This window comes from Rhodococcus sovatensis (assembly GCF_037327425.1).
Lineage (GTDB): Bacteria > Actinomycetota > Actinomycetes > Mycobacteriales > Mycobacteriaceae > Rhodococcoides > Rhodococcoides sovatense.
The window spans coordinates 2,196,920-2,217,998 of sequence record NZ_CP147846.1 but is presented as its reverse complement, the minus strand read 5'-3'; the positions used below and the strand labels follow the sequence as shown (position 1 = coordinate 2,217,998).

Here is a 21,079-nt window from a genome sequence, read left to right as displayed (position 1 = left end):
TCGATGGTGCCCGTGGATGCGGTGGACTACGGCACGGCTGCCGGGGGAGGTGACTCCGGGACTTCTCAGCCGAGGACCGTGGATGCGCTTGCCGCGTACCGCAATCGAACTGGGTCAATCCCCGGCGTCGGTCGCCGTCACGACGAGCTGCTCGCCGCCGACGGCTCAGTCCGCCCGCACTGGGCGGAGTTGGTCGCCGGACTCGAGGAGTCGGGGCGAGGCGGGGAGCGCGCCTTGCAGTCGCGAGTACGCGGCCTCGTCGATGATCACGGCATCACCTACAACCCCATCCCGGCGGACGGTTCGGACAGTGTCGCGGCGCCGGTACGGTGGGGCCTCGACGGTATTCCACTGGTTCTGGGCGCCGACGACTGGGACAGTCTCGAACGAGGTCTCGTACAACGTTCCAGGCTGTTGGACGCTTTGTTGACGGACCTGTACGGGCCTATGAGGACTGTGTCGAAGGGCTTGATACCGCCGGCTCTGGTGTTCGGTGATCCCGGGTACATCCGTGAGGCGCACGGCATCACCATTCCTGGGCCGAGGCAGCTGTTCATCCATGCTGCCGACGTGGGTCGTGGCGCCGACGGTCGTTTTCGCGTCGTGGCGGACCGGACTCAGGCGCCGTCGGGTATCGGATATGCCCTCGCGGATCGACGGGTGATGTCGCGAGCAACTCCGGAACTGTTCCAGGACACCAACCCGCGGCCACTGTCGACGTTCGCACGCGCAGTGCGTCTGGCTCTGATCGATGCGGCTCCGGCCGCGGCCGAGGATCCCGTTGTCGTCGTCCTCAGCCCTGGCTCTCACTCCGAGACAGCCTTCGATCAGGCCTACCTAGCGACTGTCCTGGGTTTTCCCCTCGTGGAGAACGCGGATCTGGTCGTTCGCGACGGCTGCCTGTGGATGCGATCGCTCGGCAGGCTACGCCGTGTGGATGTCGTCCTGCGTCGTGTCGACGCCGAATTCACCGATCCACTCGACCTGCGACCGGACTCCAGGTTGGGGGTCGTAGGCCTCGTCGAGGTTCTACGACGCGGCGCGGTCAGCATGGTCAACACCCTCGGCAGTGGTGTCCTCGAGAACCCTGCGCTTCCGCCGCTGCTACCTGCGCTGTGTCGGGCGCTTCTCGACGAGGATCTGCTTCTGGAATCGACACCTGCCACGTGGGGTGGGGAACCTCACGGGGTGTCTCGACTGGTGTCGCGGGTGCGATCACTCGTGTTCCGTTCGGTCACCACTCGCGAGACCGTAGTAGGACACGACCTGGACGACGCAGCTGCGGACGCGTTCGCCGGGCGTCTTCGAGCGCAGCCGTGGACGTGGGTCGGACAGGAGGTGCCTGAGTTCTCCGTCGCACCGGCCGGATCCGGATTCGGCGGCACCATCGGCGCTGCCGAGGTCGGAATCAGGCTGTTCAGCGTCGCACAGCGCGCGGGATACATGCCGATGAACGGCGGGCTCGGGCAGGTGCTCGTCACGTCACCGGTCGCCGAACCGTTGATCACGGTCGCGTCGAAAGACGTATGGGTACGTTCGGCGGAACGGGTTACTCCTGCCGATTCGGCTCCGAACACCCCGCCCGCATCCGCCGAGGAGCTGCCGCACTACGCGGCGGCGTCGAACGTCGATGTGGTCAGTTCTCCTCGTGTGCTCGGCGACCTGTTCTGGTTCGGCCGTTACAGCGAACGTGCCGAGGACATGACTCGTCTTCTCATCGCAGCTCGCGAGCGGCACCAGGACTACCGCTCGATGCCGTGGCTCGACGGCAGCGACAGTCTCCCGATACTCCTCGAAGCAGTGACTCGCGTCTCGGGTGCGGGACCGGGGTTCTTGGTCGAGGCCACCAGGGCCGACGCGGTGACCGAGTTTCGATCGCTGACCCTCTCGATCGACCGTCTCGGGTCGGTTGCACAGTCCGTGGATCGGCTGCAGCAGGCTGCCCGGGGCGTTCGCGACCAGCTCTCCAACGACACTTGGGCGGTGCTGAGCCGTATCGACACTGCATTGGACGAGTTGTCTGCCTCCAGTGCCGCGGACGGCGCTCAACTCGCCGCGACTCAGTCGGCCGTGCTCCGCGGACTTCTGTCGTTGTCCGGTCTCGCGGCGGAGTCGATGGTGCGCGACCCAGGGTGGTACCTGATGGACTGCGGTAGGCGGATCGAGAGAGGTCTGCAATTGACCGCGCTGCTGTCGGCAACGCTCAGCCACGCACTGACGCCGTCGACGGAACAGGCGGTCATCGATTCGGTGTTGTCGGCCGCTGAATCGTCGGTCATATACCGCCGCCGCAACCGCGGTCGCGCCCGGCCTGCGGCAGTTGCCCAACTGTTGCTGTTCGACGAAGGCAACCCGCGCTCGCTCGTCTATCAACTCGCCCGCATCAAGGACGATCTCGGCGCACTGCCCGATGCGTCGGGAACCTCCCGCGGTGAAAAACTCGTCGAGCAGATCGCAGTTCGGCTGCGGCGTATCGACCCAGGTGACTTGGAATCGGTCGATGCCTCCGGCAGGCGGGTCGAACTGATCGAACTGGTCGACGGCATTCACCGACAACTCGAGGAACTCTCTCGTGTCGTCCTGGCTACGCATATGGTTCTGCCCGGCGGTACACAACCACTGTGGGGCACGGTTGGCAGGCGGCAGAAGCAATGGAACGGCACGAAGAACGGTGACCGGGCATGAGCAGGCGCTACCGGATTCGGCACATCACGACCTACACCTACTCGGATCGGGTGACTTCTTCCTATGGCCGCGGTTTCCTCGCGCCGCGCGAGTTCGACGGCCAGCGGTGCCTCGACAAGTCGGTGGAGGTCGAACCGGCGCCGACCGATCAGTCCTTCGGAGTGGACGTCTACGGCAACGAGGACGTCTATTTCCATGTCAACACCGACCACGAGAAGCTCGTCGTGACCGCGGACTCGGTCGTCGAAGTCGACGCGCCGAATGAGGCAGATCGACTTCTGGGCGCCACCACACCGTGGGAAGTGGCGAGACCGCAGGCACCAGGCGACTACACCGCGGACGGTAGCCGGGCGGCGGCAGTCGAATTCGTTCTCGATCTCGTCTCACCCGAGATCACCGACGCGGTCGCCGATTACGCCGCCGCCAGTTTCGCACCGGGGCGTCCGCTGCGCGATGTCGTGGTCGATCTGACGCATCGCATCTTCACGGACTTCACCTATCAATCGGGGTCGACGACGGTCTCTACCACGGTGGCCGACGTGCTGGAAGCCCGGTCTGGCGTGTGTCAGGACTTCGCGCGCCTGGCGATCGCGTGCTTGCGATCGCAGGGACTGGCCGCACGGTACGTCTCCGGCTACCTCGCGACCGAACCACCGCCGGGCAAAGAGAGAATGATCGGCGTCGACGCCACCCATGCGTGGGCTGCGGTGTGGACCCCCGACGACAAGTGGCTCGCGTTCGACCCCACCAACGACCAACTCGTCGACGAGCGCTACGCAACGGTGGCCTGGGGTCGCGACTACGCCGATGTCCCGCCGTTACGTGGCGTCATCTACACCGAGGCGGAGGAGAGCACTATTTCGGTGTCCGTGGACGTAGCGCCGATCGCATGATGCGTGTCAGGGGTGGTCCACACCGCCGTGACGAAATCGGTATAGACGTTTCCCCAGGTCGATCTGAAAATGGTCGGTGAGGCGGCCCAGTCCGTCGTACCTACCGGGTACCTTGGAGTCCGATGACCGCAACATTGGCAGACCCTGTCTCAGAGGTAGTAGCCGCCGCTCAGCAGCTACTCACCAGGCGAACCGGCGCACCCGTCACGTTGGTGGATCCCGTCGATCTCGGAGGAAGTGGCCAGGCGACCGTTCTTCGCGTTCGAGTGTCGGAAAATCCGTTTCAACTCCCGCGAACCTTGGTGATCAAGCAGGTCCGCGACGCAACCGACGAGTCGGCGCCGGGTGCCGAGATCGGCGGTCCGTCCGCGTTCCTCCGCGAGGCTGCGTCGTACCAGTTCGCCAACGCACTGGCCACCGACAGCAGGCCAGGGCCGGAATTGCTTGCCTACGACCTCGGGGCCCGATTGCTCGTCCTCAGCGACCTGGGTGATGCAAGTCCGATCACTGCATTGTTGAAACACTCGGACGCGGCGTCGGTGACCAATTCCTTGATGGCGATGGCACAGGCGCTCGGGCGCATGCACGCCGCGACGGTCGGCCGTGAAGACGATTTCGCGGCGCTGCTACGCCGCGTGGGCCTTCCCGATTCTGCTGACGGAATTTCGGCGCAGATCTCGGACGCGTTGGCAGTGGTGCCGCGAATGCTCGCGGACGACCTAGGTGTCGACGACGTGCCCGACGCGCTACTCGAACGCGTCGCGCGCAGCGGAAGACTGTTCGCACACGGCGCATTCCGCGCGTTCAGCCCATCGGATCTGTGCCCGGACAACATCATCGTCAACGACGAGGGTGTGCGATTCCTCGACTACGAATGGGGTGGGTTCCGGGACGCCACCCTGGACATCACGTACGCGCTCGCCTCGTTCCCCGGATGCCTGTGCCATTTCGACCTGTCGGCCGCCCGCGCCCAGGCGATGATCGATGCGTGGCGTTCCGAAGTCGTCGGAATCTGGCCGCATCTCGCCGACGACACGGTGCTTGCAGCCAAGATTCTGGACGCCGAGCTGATCTGGGTGTGGCTCACCACTTACTGGTTCCTGCCGAACGATCACACCCGCATCGCCGCAGCACGTGCCCACCATCTATCCGTCCCGCGTTCGGATGCACTTGTCTCCAGGTGGACCGTGCTGGTCGATCAGGCGACGCGAACCGGGGACTCCGATGTCGCCGAGTTCGCGCGTCGGGTCGTTGGAGCCCTGGAGACGAAATGGGAACACTGACCCTGTGAGTACAGGTTTCGGAGCCGGATTCGACAACGAAGCAGACGAGCACGGCCTGTTCGACGCTCCTGAGGACGCGGCCAACGGTTCGACAAGCGGTGCAACCCACCTCGACGAACCATCAGCACAGTCGCGTCCGTATGTTCGCCCGGAAGCGCCGTTGGCAGTGCGAATGCGTCCCATGACGCTCGACGAGGTCGTCGGGCAGGGTCATCTGCTGGCGCCCGGAGCACCGCTTCGACGGCTCGTGGACGGTTCGGGTGCGTCTTCTGTGATGCTCTACGGCCCTCCTGGAACCGGGAAGACGACGTTGGCGTCATTGATCTCCGGGGCCACCGGGCGCAAGTTCGAAGCCCTCTCGGCGTTGTCGGCTGGAGTGAAGGAGGTGCGAGGTGTCATCGATCTGGCTCGCCGACGTCTCACCGCCGGCGAGCAGACCGTGCTCTTCATCGACGAAGTGCACCGTTTTTCCAAGACTCAGCAGGATGCGCTACTCGCTGCGGTAGAGAATCGGATCGTGCTGCTGGTCGCAGCGACGACGGAAAATCCGTCGTTCTCGGTGGTCTCACCGCTTCTGTCTCGTTCTCTCGTGTTGCAGTTGCATCCTCTGAGCTCCGCGGACATCGAAGTGCTGCTCACCCGCGCGGCCAACGATCCCCGTGGGCTGAACGGTGCGGTGTCGATCGCTGAGGATGCGATGGAGCATCTGGTACGGCTCGCTGCCGGAGATGCTCGACGCGCACTGACCGCGCTCGAAGCCGCTGCGGGAGCGGCAACCGGATCGACACTCGACTTGGCGACGGTCGAAGCCAGTGTCGACAAGGCTGCTGTCCGCTACGACCGCGACGGCGATCAGCACTACGACGTGATCAGTGCGTTCATCAAGTCGATCCGTGGCTCGGATGTCGACGCCGCATTGCACTACTTGGCGCGCATGATCACGGCGGGTGAGGACCCTCGCTTCATCGCCCGGCGGCTCGTGGTGCACGCGAGTGAAGACGTCGGTATGGCAGATCCGACTGCACTTCAGACCGCGACCGCAGCGGCGACCGCCGTACAGATGATCGGTATGCCCGAAGCTCGGCTGGCGCTGGCGCAGGCAACCATTCACCTGGCGACGGCACCCAAATCAGGAGCTGTCATCGCTGCACTCGGCGCAGCCATGGCCGACGTGTCCGCTGGAAAGTCCGGCGCAGTCCCACCGCACCTGAGAGACGGTCACTACAAGGGCGCCGAAGGGCTCGGCAATGCGGTCGGATACAAATACCCGCACAACGATCCAGGTGGGGTGCTGCGGCAGCAGTATCCACCCGACGAGCTCGTCGGCGTCGACTACTACGAGCCGACCGATCACGGCGTCGAGCGCGAGATCGGCCCCAGAGTGGGCAAGCTCCGTCGAATAGTGCGGGGTAGCTGAGCGTAGATCGTCGCCGTTCGTGGGGACTGCACGAGGCGTAGCCGGCGCGCGTTAACCTGTACCTGTGCAGACCCATGACATCCGCAGGCGTTTCCTCGACCACTTCGTGAAAGCTGGGCACACCGAAGTCCCAAGCGCCTCGTTGGTGCTCGACGACCCGAACCTGCTGTTCGTCAATGCGGGCATGGTGCAGTTCGTTCCGTACTTCCTCGGTCAGCAGACCCCGCCCTTCGCGCGGGCGACCAGTGTTCAGAAGTGCGTCCGCACACTGGATATCGAGAACGTCGGAATCACGACGCGCCACAACACCTTCTTCCAGATGGCCGGAAATTTCTCCTTCGGTGACTACTTCAAGCGTGACGCGATCTCGCACGCGTGGTCCCTGCTCACCGGAAGCGTCGAGGCCGGTGGCTACGGGTTCGACCCGGAGCGGATCTGGGTCACCGCGTATCTGGACGATGACGAAGCCATCGAGTTGTGGAAGGAAATCGCCGGAATTCCCGACGAGCGCATTCAGCGACGGGGAATGGTCGACAACTACTGGTCGATGGGGATTCCCGGACCATGTGGTCCCTGTTCGGAGATCTACTACGACCGCGGTCCCGAATTCGGAGTCGATGGAGGTCCCGAGGCCGACGAGGACCGGTACATCGAAATCTGGAACCTCGTCTTCATGCAGAACGAGCGTGGACAGGGAATCAGCAAGGACGACTTCGAAATTCTGGGCCCGCTGCCGAAGCAGAACATCGACACCGGCATGGGCGTGGAACGCGTCGCATTCCTTCTTCAGGGTGTCGACAACGTGTACGAAACCGACCTGGTGCGTCCGGTCATCGCCAAGGCCGAAGAACTGAGCGGTCGACGGTACGGCACCGACCATGACGATGATGTCCGATTCCGGGTTATCGCCGACCATGCACGAACAGCAGCGTTGCTGATCTCCGACGGTGTGAACCCCGGCAACGACGGTCGCGGCTACGTGCTGCGCCGACTTCTCCGCCGCATCGTCCGATCGGCACGGCTTCTCGGTGCGCCCGATCAAGTCATGGCTCAACTGATCACCGTCGTCCGCGACACGATGGCCGAGTCCTACCCCGAGTTGGTAGCGGGATTCGACCGCATTCTCAACGTGTCCGTCGGTGAGGAGGCTGCCTTCCTCAAGACACTGACGTCCGGATCGAAGTTGTTCGACACCACTGCCGAGACCGTCAAGTCCGCCGGCGGCCGGACCATCCGCGGCGCAGACGCTTTCGCGCTGCACGACACCTACGGTTTTCCGATCGATCTGACGCTCGAAATGGCATCGGAAGCGGGACTGACAGTCGACGAGGCCGGTTTCCGCGCGCTGATGGCGGAGCAACGTCAGCGAGCGAAGGACGATGCGCGCTCCCGCAAACACGCGCACACCGATCTGTCGGTGTACAAGGACTTCGTCGATCGCGGTGCGACCGAGTTCACCGGATTCGAGGAACTGTCCACCGAGGCCACCGTTCTCGCGCTGATCTCCGGCGGGGTTCGCGTCCCGACGGCAACTGCGGGGGAGTCCGTGGAGGTCATCCTTGACCGGAGCCCGCTGTACGCGGAGTCGGGTGGACAGATTGCCGACATCGGCTCGATCACTGCACCGGGGCTGGCAGTGAAGGTGAACGACGTCCAGAAGATCGCGAAGAAGGTCTGGACGCACAAGGTAACCGTCGAGTCGGGACAGGTCACCGAAGGCGACATCGTGCGGGTCGACGTCGATCCGGCGTGGCGCAAGGGTGCGACCCAAGGACACTCGGGTACTCACATGGTGCATGCCGCGTTGCGGCAAGTACTCGGACCCAACGCAACGCAAGCCGGCTCGCTGAACAAGCCTGGTTACCTACGGTTCGACTTCTCGTGGCAGGGCGGATTGTCCGAGACGCAGCGAAACGACATCGAAGCAGTGACGAACGACGCCATCGGCGCCGACTATGCAGTCAATACGTCCGTCACCGATCTCGACAGCGCGAAGGCGATGGGCGCGATGGCGCTATTCGGCGAAAACTACGGGGACGAGGTCCGCGTCGTCGAGATCGGCGGACCGTTCTCGATGGAGCTGTGCGGTGGTACGCACGTGCAACACTCCTCGCAGATCGGTCCGGTCACTCTGCTGGGTGAGTCATCGGTGGGGTCGGGGATACGGCGTGTCGAGGCATTCGTCGGGCTCGATTCGTACCGCTACCTGGCGAAGGAAAGGGCCTTGCTGGCCGGTGTCGCTTCGTCGTTGAAGGTGCCGACCGACGAGGTTCCGGCGCGCATCGAGACTCTCGTGGAGAAACTGCGGCAAGCGGAGAAGGAGTTGGAGGCAGTCAAGGCGGCATCGGTGTCGGCTTCTGCCGGTGACCTTCTCGGGGGAGCCGAGCGAATCGGCAGTGTTCGCGCTGTCATTGCCACGGCGCCCGACGGGGTGGGCGGCAACGAACTGCGAGGACTCGCCTCCGACCTTCGTGGCCGGATGGGGAACGACCCGGCAGTCGTCGTCTTGTTCGGATCTGTCGACGGCAAAGTCCCGTTCGTCGTGTCCGCGAATACTGCAGCGCAGGATGCGGGTGTGAAGGCTGGCGAACTCGTGGCAAGCTTCGGTCCCGCGATCGGCGGCCGGGGTGGCGGCAAGGGGGACTCCGCGCAGGGATCAGGCTCGAACCCGGACGGGGTCGCGGAGGCGATGACCGCGGTGCGGGCACGTATCGCCGACGTGGCAACCACCTGATCGTGAACGATTCCGCACCCCGACCCGCCGTCAGCAGTGCTCCGGATCGGCCAGGGGCCGATGATCCAGGACCCGGCCGAAGGATCGGTATCGACGTCGGAAGCGTCCGGATCGGTGTTGCATCGTCCGACCCCGGTGGAATCCTCGCGACGCCGGTGGAAACGGTCCCGCGGACGAAAGCCAAGGGTTCCAGGTCTCCCGACGTGCTTCGTGTGGCGTCCATAGTCGAGGAATACGACGCTGTCGAGATCGTCGTCGGACTGCCCCGGACCTTGCGGGGAGAGAGCGGTTCGGCGGTGGACGCCGCTGCGGGCTTTGCTCGCGCTCTGGCCAAGCAGGTGCCGGGTATACCGATCCGAATGGCTGACGAGAGGCTGACCACGGTGACGGCGACGCGAGCGCTGCGTGAGAGCGGCGTCCGCGCGAAGTCACAGCGAGGCGTTATAGATCAAGCCGCAGCGGTGGCCATCCTTCAAGGGTGGTTGGACGAGCGGTCCTCCCACCTCGCTGCGCAGAAGAACCTGGCAGAGCAGGGTCACATCCCGGAGGTCGGCGAGTGAACAACAGACAGTACGAGGACGAGGCGCACACCGATCCGATCGGATACCGAACCGGTGAGGGCAGCGAGTTCCACCGTGCAGTCCATAGTGCGGAGCCGGCAGAAGTCGGACGCAGCCGGGCAGCGACGCGGCACGCTCGCGCCGCCGTCAGTAGGAAGAGGCGCGGGCGCATTCTGGGCGTTGTCCTGGGTCTGATCGTCGTTCTCGTGGTCGCCGGGGGAGGTTTTTTCGTGTTCGACAGGCTGTCCGGTGGCCCGGCGGCTCCGGATGATTTTGCGGCAGGTTCCTCGGGTGACTCCGTCGTCGTGCGCGTGCACCCAGGTGATACGGCTCAGCAGATCGGTGCCGAAGCAGTCGAGAAGGGCGTGGTGGCGAGCGCTGATGCGTTCATGGGCGCAGCTGTCCAGAACGCCGACATAGCGTCGGTGCAACCTGGCTACTACCTGATGCCGAGCAACATTCCTGCCTCGCAGGCGGTCAACACCCTCGTCGACCCGTCGGCGCGGGTGGGAAGCGTCGTCATCTCCGAAGGACGGCAGTTGCACGACGCCCGCGACGTCAACACCGACGCCGTCAAGAAGGGCATCTACACCCTGCTGTCGGAAGCAAGCTGCATCGACACCACCGGTAGCGGAACGCCTACCTGCATCTCGTACGACGAGTTCAACGCGGCCGGTGGAGTGGACGACCCCTCCGCACTCGGCGTGCCGGACTGGGCGAGTGATCGCGTTCGCGGTGTGCCAGATCGCGATCGACAGCTGGAAGGGTTGATCGCGGCAGGGAGCTGGGACATCGACCCGTCCGCGTCTGCAAGCGACATCCTGAGACAGCTGGTGTCGGAGAGCGCACAGACGTACGAGGACACCGGAATCCTGACTGCCGGCGCGGATTCGGGACTCGACCCGTATCAGACGCTGGTGGCAGCATCGTTGGTCGAACGAGAGTCGCTGCCTGCCGACTTCAGCAAAGTTGCTCGCGTGATCGTCAATCGTCTCGCTGAACCGCAGAAGCTCGAATTCGACTCGACGGTCAACTACTCGCTCGACACCACCGAAGTCGCGACTACCGACGCGGATCGCGCCACGGTGACCCCGTGGAATACCTATGCGATGGAGGGTCTCCCTGCCTCGCCCATCGCCTCGCCCAGCGTTGCCGCAGTCGAGGCCGTAGAAGCTCCGGCAGACGGGGACTGGTTGTACTTCGTGACCATCAACCAGGCGGGCGAGACGCTGTTCACCCGCAGTTACGACGAGCACCTGGCCAACATCGGCAAGGTCGAGGCCGGTTTCCTCGACAGCGGACGCTGACCGGTGCATGCGGCAGTACTCGGGAGCCCGATAGAGCATTCGAAATCTCCGCTCCTACACCGCGCTGCCTACGCAGCTCTCGGGCTTACCGGGTGGACCTACGAGCGCATCGAGTGCACGGCGCAAGAGCTTCCCCACCTCGTCGGTGGTCTCGGTCCGGACTGGATCGGTCTGTCGGTCACGATGCCGGACAAGGTTGCTGCCCTCGAGTTCGCCGATGAACGTACCGATCGTGCGGTTTTGGCGGGTTCGGCGAACACCCTCGTCCGGACGACGCGTGGGTGGCGGGCTGACTGCACCGATGTCGACGGCGTCAGCGGAGCGCTCGTCGAGAATGGAGTTCTCGACCTGTCGGGCAGTGCGGTGACCGTTGTCGGTGCCGGTGGAACGTCGCGGCCGGCGCTCATTGCACTGGCGGGTCTCGGTGCGGCGTCGGTGACCGTCGTTGCGCGGTCCGTCGAACGGGCGCGAGAGACGCTCGCATGCGCGGAAGCGGTAGGTCTCGTCACCGAATTCCTGCAGATGGACGACCCCTCGCTCGCGGACGTCGCTGCACGATCGTCCGTGCTTGTCAGTACAGTGCCCGCGGCAGGTGCGGCACCCTGTGCGAGCGCCCTTGGACACGCACCGATCGTCCTGGACGCAATCTACGACCCGTGGCCGACACCGCTGGCCGACGCTGTCCACGCCCGCGGCGGCCAGGTCGTCTCCGGACTCGCGATGCTCCTCAACCAGGCGTACGGACAGGTGGAGCAATTCACCGGGTACCCGGCGCCGAAGGAATGGATGCGAGCGGCAATCGCTACTAGGTGATTTTGTCCACAGGGCGGGGACTTGTCCACAGGGCAATACCTGACCGTTGTTTCCTTCGGTAGCAGTACCGGACGGTGCCTCACCATACGAGGATGGCGTGGACACTGGTGGCGGACGGCAACGTGGCGGTCGTGTTGTTCTCGATGTGGTGCGTGTGGCTGAGCTGGATCGACGTCGTATCGCGTCGTCTCCCGAACGCGCTGACCGGCATCGGAGCCGTGAGCCTTCTCGCCTACTCCTACGCCATCGATGCTGCCTTGGCAGCGCTGTCGGGCGCGGTCCTGCTGTCCTGCTGTTATCTCGCAGTACACCTCTGTCTCCCTGCAGCGTTCGGTGCGGGCGATGTGAAGCTCGCATTCACGTTGGGAGGTGTCGCAGCATTGGCAGGTACGGACGCGTGGGTGGCTGCCGCCCTGATTGCACCGCTGCTCACGGGCGCCGCGGGTATCGCCCTCATGGCAACCGGACGGGGCAACGCAACTGTGCCCCACGGACCGTCGATGTGCGCGGCGACCCTGCTGGCATCGGCTGTCGTCCCGACATGAAAAGATGATCGCGTGCTGCGCTGGATAACTGCCGGAGAATCTCACGGCCCTGCTCTCGTGTCCGTCCTCGAAGGGATGATCGCGGGCGTCGAGGTGACCTCCGAGGACATTGCCAACCAACTCGCCCGTCGACGACTCGGCTACGGCCGAGGCGCGCGGATGAAGTTCGAGGCGGACAAGGTCACCATCATCGGCGGCGTGCGACACGGACTGACGATGGGCGGGCCCATCGCCATCGAGGTCGGCAATACCGAATGGCCCAAGTGGGAGCAGGTCATGTCGTCCGACCCCGTCGACGAGAGCGTGTTGGCGGACCTCGCCCGCAACTCCCCGTTGACGCGGCCGCGACCGGGCCACGCGGACTACTCGGGGATGTTGAAGTACGGCTTCGACGACGCCCGTCCGGTGCTCGAGCGGGCAAGCGCGCGTGAGACCGCAGCGCGCGTCGCGATCGGTACCGTGGCGCGCCGGTTCCTGAAGCAAGCCTTCGGTGTCGATGTCGTGTCTCACGTGATCTCCATCGGTGCGTCCGACCCGTATGTCGGTCCGCCGCCGTCTGGCGAAGATCTCGACGTCATCGATGCGAGCCCCGTGCGCGCGTTCGACAAGGCGGCCGAAGAGTCGATGATCGCCGAGATCGAGTCGGCCAAGCGCGACGGCGACACTCTCGGCGGGATCGTGGAAGTTGTCGTGCACGGTCTGCCGGTCGGACTGGGCTCGTTCGTCAGTGGCGAGCGTCGTCTCGATTCGCGACTTGCCGCTGCCCTCATGGGAATTCAGGCCATCAAGGGCGTCGAGGTCGGGGACGGGTTCGAGACTGCTCGGCGGCGGGGAAGCGCAGCACACGACGAGATCACGCCTGGTCCCGACGGAATACTGCGTTCGACGAACCGCGCAGGCGGACTCGAAGGTGGCATGACCAACGGTGAAGCACTGCGGATCCGTGCAGCGATGAAGCCCATCTCGACCGTTCCGCGCGCGCTGGCGACCGTGGACATGACGACCGGCGAGGAAGCGGTGGCCATCCACCAGCGCTCGGACGTCTGTGCCGTGCCGGCAGCGGGCGTCGTTGCCGAGACGATGGTGGCGCTCGTGGTTGCGCAGGCCGCATTGGAGAAGTTCGGCGGCGATTCGTTGGCGGAAACGACCAGCAATGTCGACCACTACGTGAAGGGCACAGCCGCCCGACCACCGCGATGACTCCGTACGCGGTTCTGATCGGACCGCCCGGTGCCGGCAAATCCACCATCGGACGCAGGGTGGCCGCTGCGCTCGAACTGGAACTGTGCGACACCGATGCCTTGATCGAGCGCAGAACCGGGCGCACGATCGCTGAAATCTTTGCGCACGATGGGGAGCCTACTTTTCGCAGTATCGAGGAGCAGATCGTCGCCGAAGCGCTGGCTACCCACACCGGTGTCGTCTCGCTCGGCGGAGGATCCATTTTGTCCGAGCGGACCCGAGCGCTCCTGGAACCACTGCCGGTGGTCTACCTGGAGATCAGCGTGGCCGAAGGACTCAGGCGAACGGGTGCCAACTCGTCCCGACCCCTTCTTGCCGGGCCCGATCCGCGGGCCAAGTACCAGCACCTGATGCGAACCCGTCGGCCGTTGTACCGCTCGGTCGCGGCGATCCGAGTGCGAACGGACGGCCGCAGTCCGGCACGTGTGGTCGGGCAGGTCGTCGCGAAGTTGAAGCACTACCACGAGAAAGCAGGAAGCCCCAATGGATGAGCTGAACCGATGACCGAACCAGTACGAGTCATGGTGGAATCGGCCGCGCCGTACCCGGTGATCATCGGCAGGGGACTGTTGACCGATCTGGTCGCTGAACTCGCGGGTGTGCGAACCGTCGCGATCTTCCACCAGCCGCCGCTGGCGGATACCGCCGAAGCGGTCCGGGAGGCGTTGGCAGCTCAGGGGATCGACGCGCATCGCATCGAAATTCCCGACGCCGAGGACGGCAAAGAACTGGCCGTTGCCGGCTTCTGCTGGGAAGTTCTAGGCCGAATCGGTCTGACCCGCTCGGATGCCATCGTAAGCCTGGGCGGCGGCGCTGCGACCGACCTTGCCGGGTTCGTGGCCGCGACGTGGATGCGCGGAGTCAAGATCGTGCATGTGCCGACGACCTTGCTCGCGATGGTCGACGCGGCGGTCGGCGGAAAGACCGGCATCAACACCGAAGCAGGCAAGAATCTCGTCGGTTCGTTCCACGAACCGGCTGCAGTCTTGATCGATCTGGCAACACTCGAGACCGTTCCACGGAACGAGATCGTCGCTGGGCTCGCCGAGGTCATCAAGACCGGATTCATCGCGGACCCGGTGATACTCGATCTGATCGAAGCCGATCCCGAGGCTGCGCTCGATCCGACCGGCACGGTTCTGCCGGAGCTGATTCGTCGGTCCGTCGAGGTCAAGGCGCGGGTAGTCGCAGCCGACCTGAAGGAGTCGAACCTCCGCGAGATCCTCAACTACGGCCACACCCTCGGCCACGCCATCGAGCGCAGAGAGCGCTATCGGTGGCGTCATGGAGCTGCGGTGGCGGTCGGACTGGTTTACGCGGCAGAGCTCGGCAGGCTCGCTGGTCGGCTCGACGACGCCACCGCAGATCGGCACCGCTCGATACTCGAATTGGTCGGTCTGCCCGTCGGCTACGACGGTGATGCGTTCGGCGACTTGCTGAAGGGAATGCAGACGGACAAGAAGAACCGAGCTGGAATGCTGCGATTCGTCGTACTCGACGGTCTGGCCAAGCCCGGTCGATTGGAAGGCCCGGATCCGTCGCTTCTCGTCGCTGCGTACTCGGCTATCGCCAAGGACGACACTGGGTCATCGTCGACTGGAATCTTGCTCTAGGGACTAGGCGTGGGTGGAAATCCATGCGGCGCATGGATTTCCACCCACCTTGTCGGTCTCAGGAATTGTCGCGGTGCTTCGTGGCATTCCCGCGAGGCTCGGGCGCGTCGGGATCGACAGCACGAAATACCTCGGTATCGGAGTTGTCGCCCGACCACTGGGGCTCCTGAGCGGGAATCGTCGCAGCTGATGCAGAACCGGCTCCGACGAGGTGACGATCGTGGCGTTCTTTCTCCCGCTTCGCGTCCGACGCCGCCAACTTCTTCTTCGCGTCCCGACCTGCCAGGAGGCGTCCGAGGAAGACAGAAATCGTCGCCGGGATGAAGATCACCAGAATGGTGAAGGCGGCGCCGGAGGTCAGCTCGAAGAACAAGGAGTTCTGACCGACGCTGAAGTCGACGATCAATTGCACGAGCCAGGTGATCAACCCCGCCGCTAGGCCTCCGAGCGCTGCGGCCTTGAGCCACACCATCGTCAGGTCTTCGCCGTATTCGGGGTCGGGGTTCTTTCGACGGTCTCGGATACCGTCGAGCCCCGCCCACACCACGACCGCAAGCAACACTGCTGCCATCCCGAGCCACCGAAGCTGAGATCCGTGCAGCGGCCACTGCGTTACAGCGACGCCCAGAAGGATCCTCACCGCCACGTTGATCAAGCACATACCGATTCCGCGTACCACCCACCCTGTCATGGGGCACAGCCTATCCATACGAGGCGCGTGATGTGGGCGACCCCACAGAACCTGGGGTCGCGGTTTCGGTCATGGCTGTGCAACTCCACAACGGTACGTTGTACGAATGCCTGTAGATCACAGCAGTAGACGCGCTGCCCTTCGTCGCAGCATGGAATCGAACGATCTCGACGCCATGTTGGTGACCGACCTGCTCAACATTCGCTACCTCACCGGTTTCACCGGCTCCAACGCTGCTCTGATCGTGTCGGCGCACGACTCGCCCGACCGAGAGGACAACACCGTCGTCTGCACAGACGGTCGCTATCTGACGCAGGTCGCCGAACAGGTACCCGATCTGCGCGCTGTCATCGACAGGTCGTCTGCGGCGTATCTGTTGAGCAGCGATGTGACGCCGCGGCCGGGTTCGGTCGGATTCGAGTCGCACGTCGTGACCGTCGACCAACACAGAGTGTGGAGCGACATCGAACCCCAGGCGACGCTCGTGCGTGCACCCGGTCTCGTCGAGGAACTGCGGATGGTCAAGGACGAGCACGAGGTCGGACTGCTTCGGGACGCATGCCGTGCGGCCGACGACGCTTTCGCGGTGTTGATCGAACGAGGTGGCATCGCTGTCGGACGAACCGAACTCGACGTCGCCCGCGAGTTGGAGGCTTTGATGGTCGAGCACGGCGCCGACGGCATTTCGTTCGAGACCATCGTCGCAGCGGGTCCGAACTCTGCGGTACCGCATCACCGTCCCACCGCTGCAGTGTTGGCAGCCGGGGACTTCGTGAAGTTCGATTTCGGTGCGCTCGTCGGCGGCTACCACTCGGACATGACACGCACAGTGGTGCTCGGCACCCCGCAACAGTGGCAGACAGACCTGTACTCGTTGGTGCAGCGCGCACAGACCGCCGGCCGCGAGGCGCTCGCGCCCGGCGTGAGCACAGCGTCCGTCGATGCAGCCTCGCGGTCGGTGATCGAGGACGCCGGCTACGGAGAGTACTTTCTGCACGGACTCGGGCACGGCGTCGGACTCGAAATCCACGAAGCGCCGGGAATCGCGAAGACGAGCACCGGTACACTGCTGTGCGGTGCAGCTGTGACCGTCGAGCCGGGTGTGTACTTCTCGGGACGCGGAGGCGTGCGGATCGAAGACACGCTCATCGTTCGCGACGACGGTCCTGAGCTGCTGACCATGACCACCAAGGAACTTACTCTCGTGTGACGCACGGCGGTTCCTGCACACGAGAACACGAGGAGACGTAAAAGACTGTGGCTTCCACCAGTGATTTCAAGAATGGTCTCGTCCTCAGCATAGAGAATCAGCTGTGGACGATCATCGAGTTTCAGCACGTCAAGCCGGGCAAAGGCCCCGCCTTCGTGCGCACCAAACTCAAGAACGTGCTGTCGGGCAAGGTTGTCGACAAGACCTTCAACGCCGGAGTCAAGGTCGAGACCGCCACGGTCGACCGTCGCGACATGACGTACCTGTATCACGACGGTAGCGACTTCGTCTTCATGGACGGCGACACCTACGATCAGATCTCGATCACCGAAGCAGTCGTCGGTGACGGTGCTCGATTCATGCTCGAGAACATGCAGGTCCAGGTCGCCACGCATGAGGGCGTACCGCTGTACGTCGAGTTGCCGGTCACCGTCGAACTGGAGGTCAAGCACACCGATCCCGGTCTGCAGGGTGACCGTTCGACGGGCGGAACCAAGCCTGCGACTCTGGAAACCGGTGCCGAGGTGTCGGTGCCCCTGTTCATCAACACCGGCGACAAGCTGAAGATCGATTCGCGTGACGGCAACTACCTCGGGCGTGTGAACTCCTAAGGTGTCGTCGAAGAATTCGTCGAAGAAGAGTGCGGCGCGCAGCGAGAACGAGCCGGTCAAGAAGCTCGGTGCGCGGCACAAGGCACGTAAGCGGGCCGTGGACTTCCTGTTCGAGGCCGAAGCCCGTGATGCCGATCCGGTGCATTTGGCGAAGGAGCGAATCGAGCTGGCCCGCGCCGATGATTCGATTGCCCCGGTCAGTGAGTACACGGAGACTCTGGTCAGCGGCGTTGCGGAGAACCTCGACCGTCTCGACAGCGTGATCTCAGACCACCTCAACGATTGGACCTTGAACCGTCTGCCGGCGGTCGACCGAGCTATCCTGCGCGTTGCGGTGTGGGAACTCTTCCACGCAACCGACGTACCGCCGGTCGTAGCGGTCGACGAGGCCGTCGAGCTCGCCAAACAGTTGTCCACCGACGATTCGCCGTCGTTCGTCAACGGCGTCCTCGGCCAGATCGTGTTGGTGGCCCCTCAGGTCCGGGCAGCCGCCGCAGCTGTGTCCTCGCGCAGCGACGACGCCGTCGACGAGTAATTCGCCTCACGCGACGCTCCCCGAATGAGACGTTCGGGGAGCGTCGTTGCTAGGCTGGTGCACTGTCAGACATCCTTTAACGATCCGTCCAGAGAGGCGGAGAAGGAGGTCGTAGTTTGCCTGCGTCCGAACCACCGCCCAGCTCGTCTCGCGAACTTCTGTCCGCCGCTGATGTAGGCCGGACCATCGCGCGGATGGCGCATCAGATCATCGAGAAGACCGCGCTCGACTCAGCCGACGCACCTCGGGTGGTCCTGCTGGGAATTCCTACCCGCGGCACAACTCTCGCCGAGCGACTCGCCGAGCGTATCGACACCTTCTCCGGGATCAAGCCGCCGGTCGGCTCCCTCGACATCACGCTCTACCGCGATGATCTTCGCGGTAAGCCCCACCGCCCGCTCGAACGCACCTCGGTCCCCTCCGGCGGGGTCGACGATGCTCTGGTCGTGCTGGTCGACGACGTTCTCTTCTCCGGCCGTACGGTGCGCTCGGCGTTGGACGCGCTGCGCGATCTGGGTCGTCCGCGCGCAGTCCAGCTGGCAGTGCTGATCGATCGGGGTCATCGAGAGCTTCCGCTCCGAGCCGATTACGTGGGCAAGAACGTCCCAACCGCCCGTACCGAAGACGTGTCGGTGCAACTCGTCGAGCACGACGGACACGACGGGGTCAGCCTGGCCGCTACGAGGGAAGCCAAGTGAAGCATCTGCTGTCCGTATCCGATCTCACTCTCGAATCGGCGACCGAACTGCTCGACGAAGCCGACCGGTTCGAGCAGGCGCTGCTTGGCCGCGAGGTGAAGAAGCTCCCGACTCTGCGGGGCCGAACCGTCATGACGGTGTTCTTCGAGAATTCGACGCGGACGCGGGTGTCCTTCGAGGTCGCAGGCAAGTGGATGAGTGCCGATGTGATCAACGTCAGCGCGAGCAGCTCGTCGGTGTCGAAGGGCGAGTCTCTTCGCGACACCGCGATGACCCTGCGCGCAGCAGGCGCCGACGCGCTCGTCGTGCGGCATCCGGCGTCAGGTGCTGCCCACCAGATCGCCCAGTGGACAGCTGGACAGGGCGACGGCGGTGGACCGGCGGTGATCAATGCCGGCGACGGTACACACGAACATCCCACGCAGGCGCTGCTCGATGCGTTGACGCTGCGTCAGCGCCTCGGATCGATCGCCGGTAAGCGCGTCGGGATCGTCGGCGACATCCTGCACAGCCGGGTCGCTCGGTCGAACGCGATTCTGTTGTCGACTCTCGGTGCCGAGGTAGTACTCATCGCGCCCCCGACGTTGTTGCCCGTCGGTGCGTCGATGTGGCCGGTCCGGGTGTCGCACAACATCGACGCTGAGCTACCGGCACTCGATGCCGTACTGATGCTGCGGGTGCAGGCAGAGCGTATGAACGGTGGGTTCTTTCCGTCACCCAAGGAGTACTCCATAACGTACGGGTTGTCCCAGAAGCGGATGGATCTGCTGCCTGAGCACGCAGTCGTGCTGCACCCGGGTCCGATGCTGCGCGGGATGGAGATCGCGTCCTCGGTAGCTGATTCTCCCAGAACTGCAGTCCTACAACAGGTTACGAACGGGGTTCACGTGCGCATGGCGGTTCTGTTCCGATTGCTCGTCGGTTCGGACGGGGGTGCCTGATGAGCGTGCTGCTGAAGGGCGTACTCGTCTACGGCGAAGAACCCGCAACCGACGTACTGATCGACGACGGCCAGATAGCTTCGATCGGGCCCGATCTCGACCCCGGTGACGCAGAGGTCGTCGAAGGCCATGGTCAGATTCTGCTCCCCGGTTTCGTCGACCTGCACACGCACTTGCGTGAACCCGGCCGCGAGGACACCGAGACCATCGCGACCGGTTCTGCCGCTGCCGCGCTCGGTGGCTATACCGCAGTGTTCGCCATGGCCAACACCTCGCCGGTTGCCGACTCTGTCGTCATCACCGACCACGTGTGGCGACGGGGCCAGGAGGTCGGCCTGGTCGACGTGCACCCGGTCGGCGCAATCACCGTCGGGCTCGGCGGCACACAGCTCGCCGAGATGGCGACGATGGCGGCCGGAGTCGGCAAGGTGCGGATGTTCTCCGACGACGGCAAATGTGTCGACGACCCGCTGATCATGCGACGAGCTCTCGAATACTCCAGTTCGCTGGGCGTGCTCATCGCACAACATGCCGAGGAACCACGCCTCACGGTCAATGCGATCGCGCACGAGGGGCCGACGGCTGCCCGTCTCGGGCTCGCCGGATGGCCGAGGGCGGCCGAGGAGTCTATCGTCGCCCGCGATGCTCTGCTCGCGCGCGACGCCGGAGCGTCCGTACATATTTGTCACGCGTCGACCGCCGGCACCGTCGAGTTGCTGAAGTGGGCTCGCGGGCAGGGCATTTCGATCACTGCGGAGGTAACGCCCCATCACCTTCTGCTGGACGATTCGAGGCTCGAGACATACGACGCGATCAACAAGGTCAACCCGCCGTTGCGCGAGGCGTCGGACGTCGACGCGCTGCGGCGCGGTTTGGCGGACGGCACGGTCGACTGTGTCGCGACGGATCACGCTCCGCACGCCGAGCAGGACAAGTGCTGTGAGTTCGCGCAGGCCAAGCCCGGCATGCTCGGATTGGAAACGGCGTTGGCGATCGTCGTCCAGACGATGGTCGAACCGGGATTGCTGGATTGGCGCGGGGTTGCGCGCGTGATGAGTGAGCGCCCGGCCCAGATCGTCGGACTATCCGATCAGGGCAGACCCATCGAGGTCGGCGAGACTGCGAACCTCGTCCTCGTCGATCCGTGCGCATCGTGGACGGTCGTCGGCAAGAAACTGGCGAGCATCTCCGACAACACCCCATTCGAGTCGATGACGTTCTCGGCGAAGGTCACCACGACTCTTCTTCGCGGACGAATCACCGCTCGCGACGGCGTCACTCGGTCCAAGGTCGGTGACTGA

General features: G+C 64.4%; 19 protein-coding genes. 18 read left to right on the top strand and 1 reads right to left on the bottom strand.

The annotated features are described in order from the left end of the window. Positions 1-3: 3 nt before the first annotated feature. The 12 genes from WDS16_RS10255 (at position 4) to aroB (ending at position 15,092) form a co-directional block, all read left to right on the top strand. A complete protein-coding gene (locus tag WDS16_RS10255) occupies positions 4-2,685 on the top strand; it encodes a circularly permuted type 2 ATP-grasp protein (protein ID WP_338892499.1) in 2,682 nt (893 codons plus the stop codon). Next, a complete protein-coding gene (locus WDS16_RS10250) occupies positions 2,682-3,578 on the top strand; it encodes a transglutaminase family protein (RefSeq protein ID WP_338892497.1) in 897 nt (298 codons plus the stop codon). The genes WDS16_RS10255 and WDS16_RS10250 overlap by 4 nt, the downstream gene beginning before the upstream one ends. Positions 3,579-3,700: 122 nt before the next feature. Next, on the top strand, positions 3,701-4,861 hold the full coding sequence (locus WDS16_RS10245) for a kinase (protein ID WP_338892495.1): 1,161 nt from the start codon (positions 3,701-3,703) through the stop codon (positions 4,859-4,861). 4 nt (positions 4,862-4,865) lie between these two features. Then, the gene (locus tag WDS16_RS10240) at positions 4,866-6,278 is read left to right on the top strand and encodes a replication-associated recombination protein A (protein ID WP_338892493.1); all 1,413 of its coding nucleotides are present in this window, start codon (positions 4,866-4,868) and stop codon (positions 6,276-6,278) included. 64 nt (positions 6,279-6,342) lie between these two features. Continuing rightward, positions 6,343-9,012 (top strand): alanine--tRNA ligase, encoded by a 2,670-nt coding sequence (gene alaS / locus WDS16_RS10235; protein WP_338892491.1) that lies wholly within the window; start codon positions 6,343-6,345, stop codon positions 9,010-9,012. Between the two features lie 2 nt (positions 9,013-9,014). Then, complete coding sequence (gene ruvX, locus WDS16_RS10230) at positions 9,015-9,572, top strand: Holliday junction resolvase RuvX (RefSeq protein ID WP_338892489.1); 558 nt, start codon at positions 9,015-9,017, stop codon at positions 9,570-9,572. Then, positions 9,569-10,879: an endolytic transglycosylase MltG gene (locus WDS16_RS10225; protein WP_338892488.1), complete on the top strand. Its 1,311-nt coding sequence runs from the start codon at positions 9,569-9,571 to the stop codon at positions 10,877-10,879. The genes ruvX and WDS16_RS10225 overlap by 4 nt, the downstream gene beginning before the upstream one ends. 3 nt (positions 10,880-10,882) lie before the next feature. Further along, entirely contained in the window at positions 10,883-11,692 is an 810-nt protein-coding gene (locus WDS16_RS10220) for a shikimate dehydrogenase (protein WP_338892486.1), read from the top strand. A gap of 92 nt (positions 11,693-11,784) precedes the next feature. Continuing rightward, positions 11,785-12,237 (top strand): A24 family peptidase, encoded by a 453-nt coding sequence (locus tag WDS16_RS10215; protein WP_338892485.1) that lies wholly within the window; start codon positions 11,785-11,787, stop codon positions 12,235-12,237. A 12-nt stretch (positions 12,238-12,249) separates the two neighbouring features. After that, positions 12,250-13,437, top strand: a complete 1,188-nt coding sequence (gene aroC / locus WDS16_RS10210; protein WP_338892483.1) for a chorismate synthase — start codon at positions 12,250-12,252, stop codon at positions 13,435-13,437. Then, positions 13,434-13,970, top strand: coding sequence for a shikimate kinase (locus WDS16_RS10205; RefSeq protein WP_338892482.1), 537 nt, complete (start codon positions 13,434-13,436; stop codon positions 13,968-13,970). Before aroC ends, WDS16_RS10205 begins: the two co-directional genes overlap by 4 nt. Before the next feature lie 9 nt (positions 13,971-13,979). Further along, positions 13,980-15,092 carry a 3-dehydroquinate synthase gene (aroB, locus tag WDS16_RS10200; RefSeq protein ID WP_338892480.1) on the top strand — a complete coding sequence of 371 codons (1,113 nt, stop codon included), beginning with the start codon at positions 13,980-13,982 and terminating at the stop codon, positions 15,090-15,092. A gap of 58 nt (positions 15,093-15,150) precedes the next feature. Here the strand turns inward: aroB and WDS16_RS10195 are convergent, their stop codons facing one another. Further along, on the bottom strand, positions 15,151-15,783 hold the full coding sequence (locus WDS16_RS10195) for a B-4DMT family transporter (protein WP_338892478.1): 633 nt from the start codon (positions 15,781-15,783) through the stop codon (positions 15,151-15,153). A 106-nt stretch (positions 15,784-15,889) separates the two neighbouring features. Between WDS16_RS10195 and WDS16_RS10190 the strand changes: the two genes are divergently transcribed. The 6 genes from WDS16_RS10190 to WDS16_RS10165 all read left to right on the top strand — a co-directional run bounded on the left by WDS16_RS10190 (position 15,890) and on the right by WDS16_RS10165 (position 21,079). Next, positions 15,890-16,993 carry a Xaa-Pro peptidase family protein gene (locus tag WDS16_RS10190; RefSeq protein ID WP_338892476.1) on the top strand — a complete coding sequence of 368 codons (1,104 nt, stop codon included), beginning with the start codon at positions 15,890-15,892 and terminating at the stop codon, positions 16,991-16,993. 47 nt (positions 16,994-17,040) lie between these two features. After that, the gene (gene efp / locus WDS16_RS10185) at positions 17,041-17,604 is read left to right on the top strand and encodes an elongation factor P (RefSeq protein ID WP_338892474.1); all 564 of its coding nucleotides are present in this window, start codon (positions 17,041-17,043) and stop codon (positions 17,602-17,604) included. Position 17,605: 1 nt separating this feature from the next. Next, entirely contained in the window at positions 17,606-18,139 is a 534-nt protein-coding gene (gene nusB / locus WDS16_RS10180; RefSeq protein WP_338892472.1) for a transcription antitermination factor NusB, read from the top strand. Between the two features lie 116 nt (positions 18,140-18,255). Further along, positions 18,256-18,837: a bifunctional pyr operon transcriptional regulator/uracil phosphoribosyltransferase PyrR gene (pyrR, locus tag WDS16_RS10175; RefSeq protein WP_338892471.1), complete on the top strand. Its 582-nt coding sequence runs from the start codon at positions 18,256-18,258 to the stop codon at positions 18,835-18,837. Further along, positions 18,834-19,778 carry an aspartate carbamoyltransferase catalytic subunit gene (locus WDS16_RS10170; RefSeq protein ID WP_338892469.1) on the top strand — a complete coding sequence of 315 codons (945 nt, stop codon included), beginning with the start codon at positions 18,834-18,836 and terminating at the stop codon, positions 19,776-19,778. Before pyrR ends, WDS16_RS10170 begins: the two co-directional genes overlap by 4 nt. Next, positions 19,778-21,079: a dihydroorotase gene (locus tag WDS16_RS10165; RefSeq protein WP_338892467.1), complete on the top strand. Its 1,302-nt coding sequence runs from the start codon at positions 19,778-19,780 to the stop codon at positions 21,077-21,079. The genes WDS16_RS10170 and WDS16_RS10165 overlap by 1 nt, the downstream gene beginning before the upstream one ends.

Bases quoted from the DNA above. Each gene is read 5' to 3' on its own strand.
- WDS16_RS10255 (WP_338892499.1), top strand. From the start codon at position 4: ATGGTGCCCGTGGATGCGGTGGACTACGGCACGGCTGCCGGGGGAGGT.
- WDS16_RS10250 (WP_338892497.1), top strand. From the start codon at position 2,682: ATGAGCAGGCGCTACCGGATTCGGCACATCACGACCTACACCTACTCG.
- WDS16_RS10245 (WP_338892495.1), top strand. From the start codon at position 3,701: ATGACCGCAACATTGGCAGACCCTGTCTCAGAGGTAGTAGCCGCCGCT.
- WDS16_RS10215 (WP_338892485.1), top strand. From the start codon at position 11,785: ATGGCGTGGACACTGGTGGCGGACGGCAACGTGGCGGTCGTGTTGTTC.
- WDS16_RS10205 (WP_338892482.1), top strand. From the start codon at position 13,434: ATGACTCCGTACGCGGTTCTGATCGGACCGCCCGGTGCCGGCAAATCC.
- aroB (WP_338892480.1), top strand. From the start codon at position 13,980: ATGACCGAACCAGTACGAGTCATGGTGGAATCGGCCGCGCCGTACCCG.
- WDS16_RS10195 (WP_338892478.1), bottom strand. From the start codon at position 15,783: ATGACAGGGTGGGTGGTACGCGGAATCGGTATGTGCTTGATCAACGTG.
- WDS16_RS10190 (WP_338892476.1), top strand. From the start codon at position 15,890: ATGCCTGTAGATCACAGCAGTAGACGCGCTGCCCTTCGTCGCAGCATG.
- WDS16_RS10165 (WP_338892467.1), top strand. From the start codon at position 19,778: ATGAGCGTGCTGCTGAAGGGCGTACTCGTCTACGGCGAAGAACCCGCA.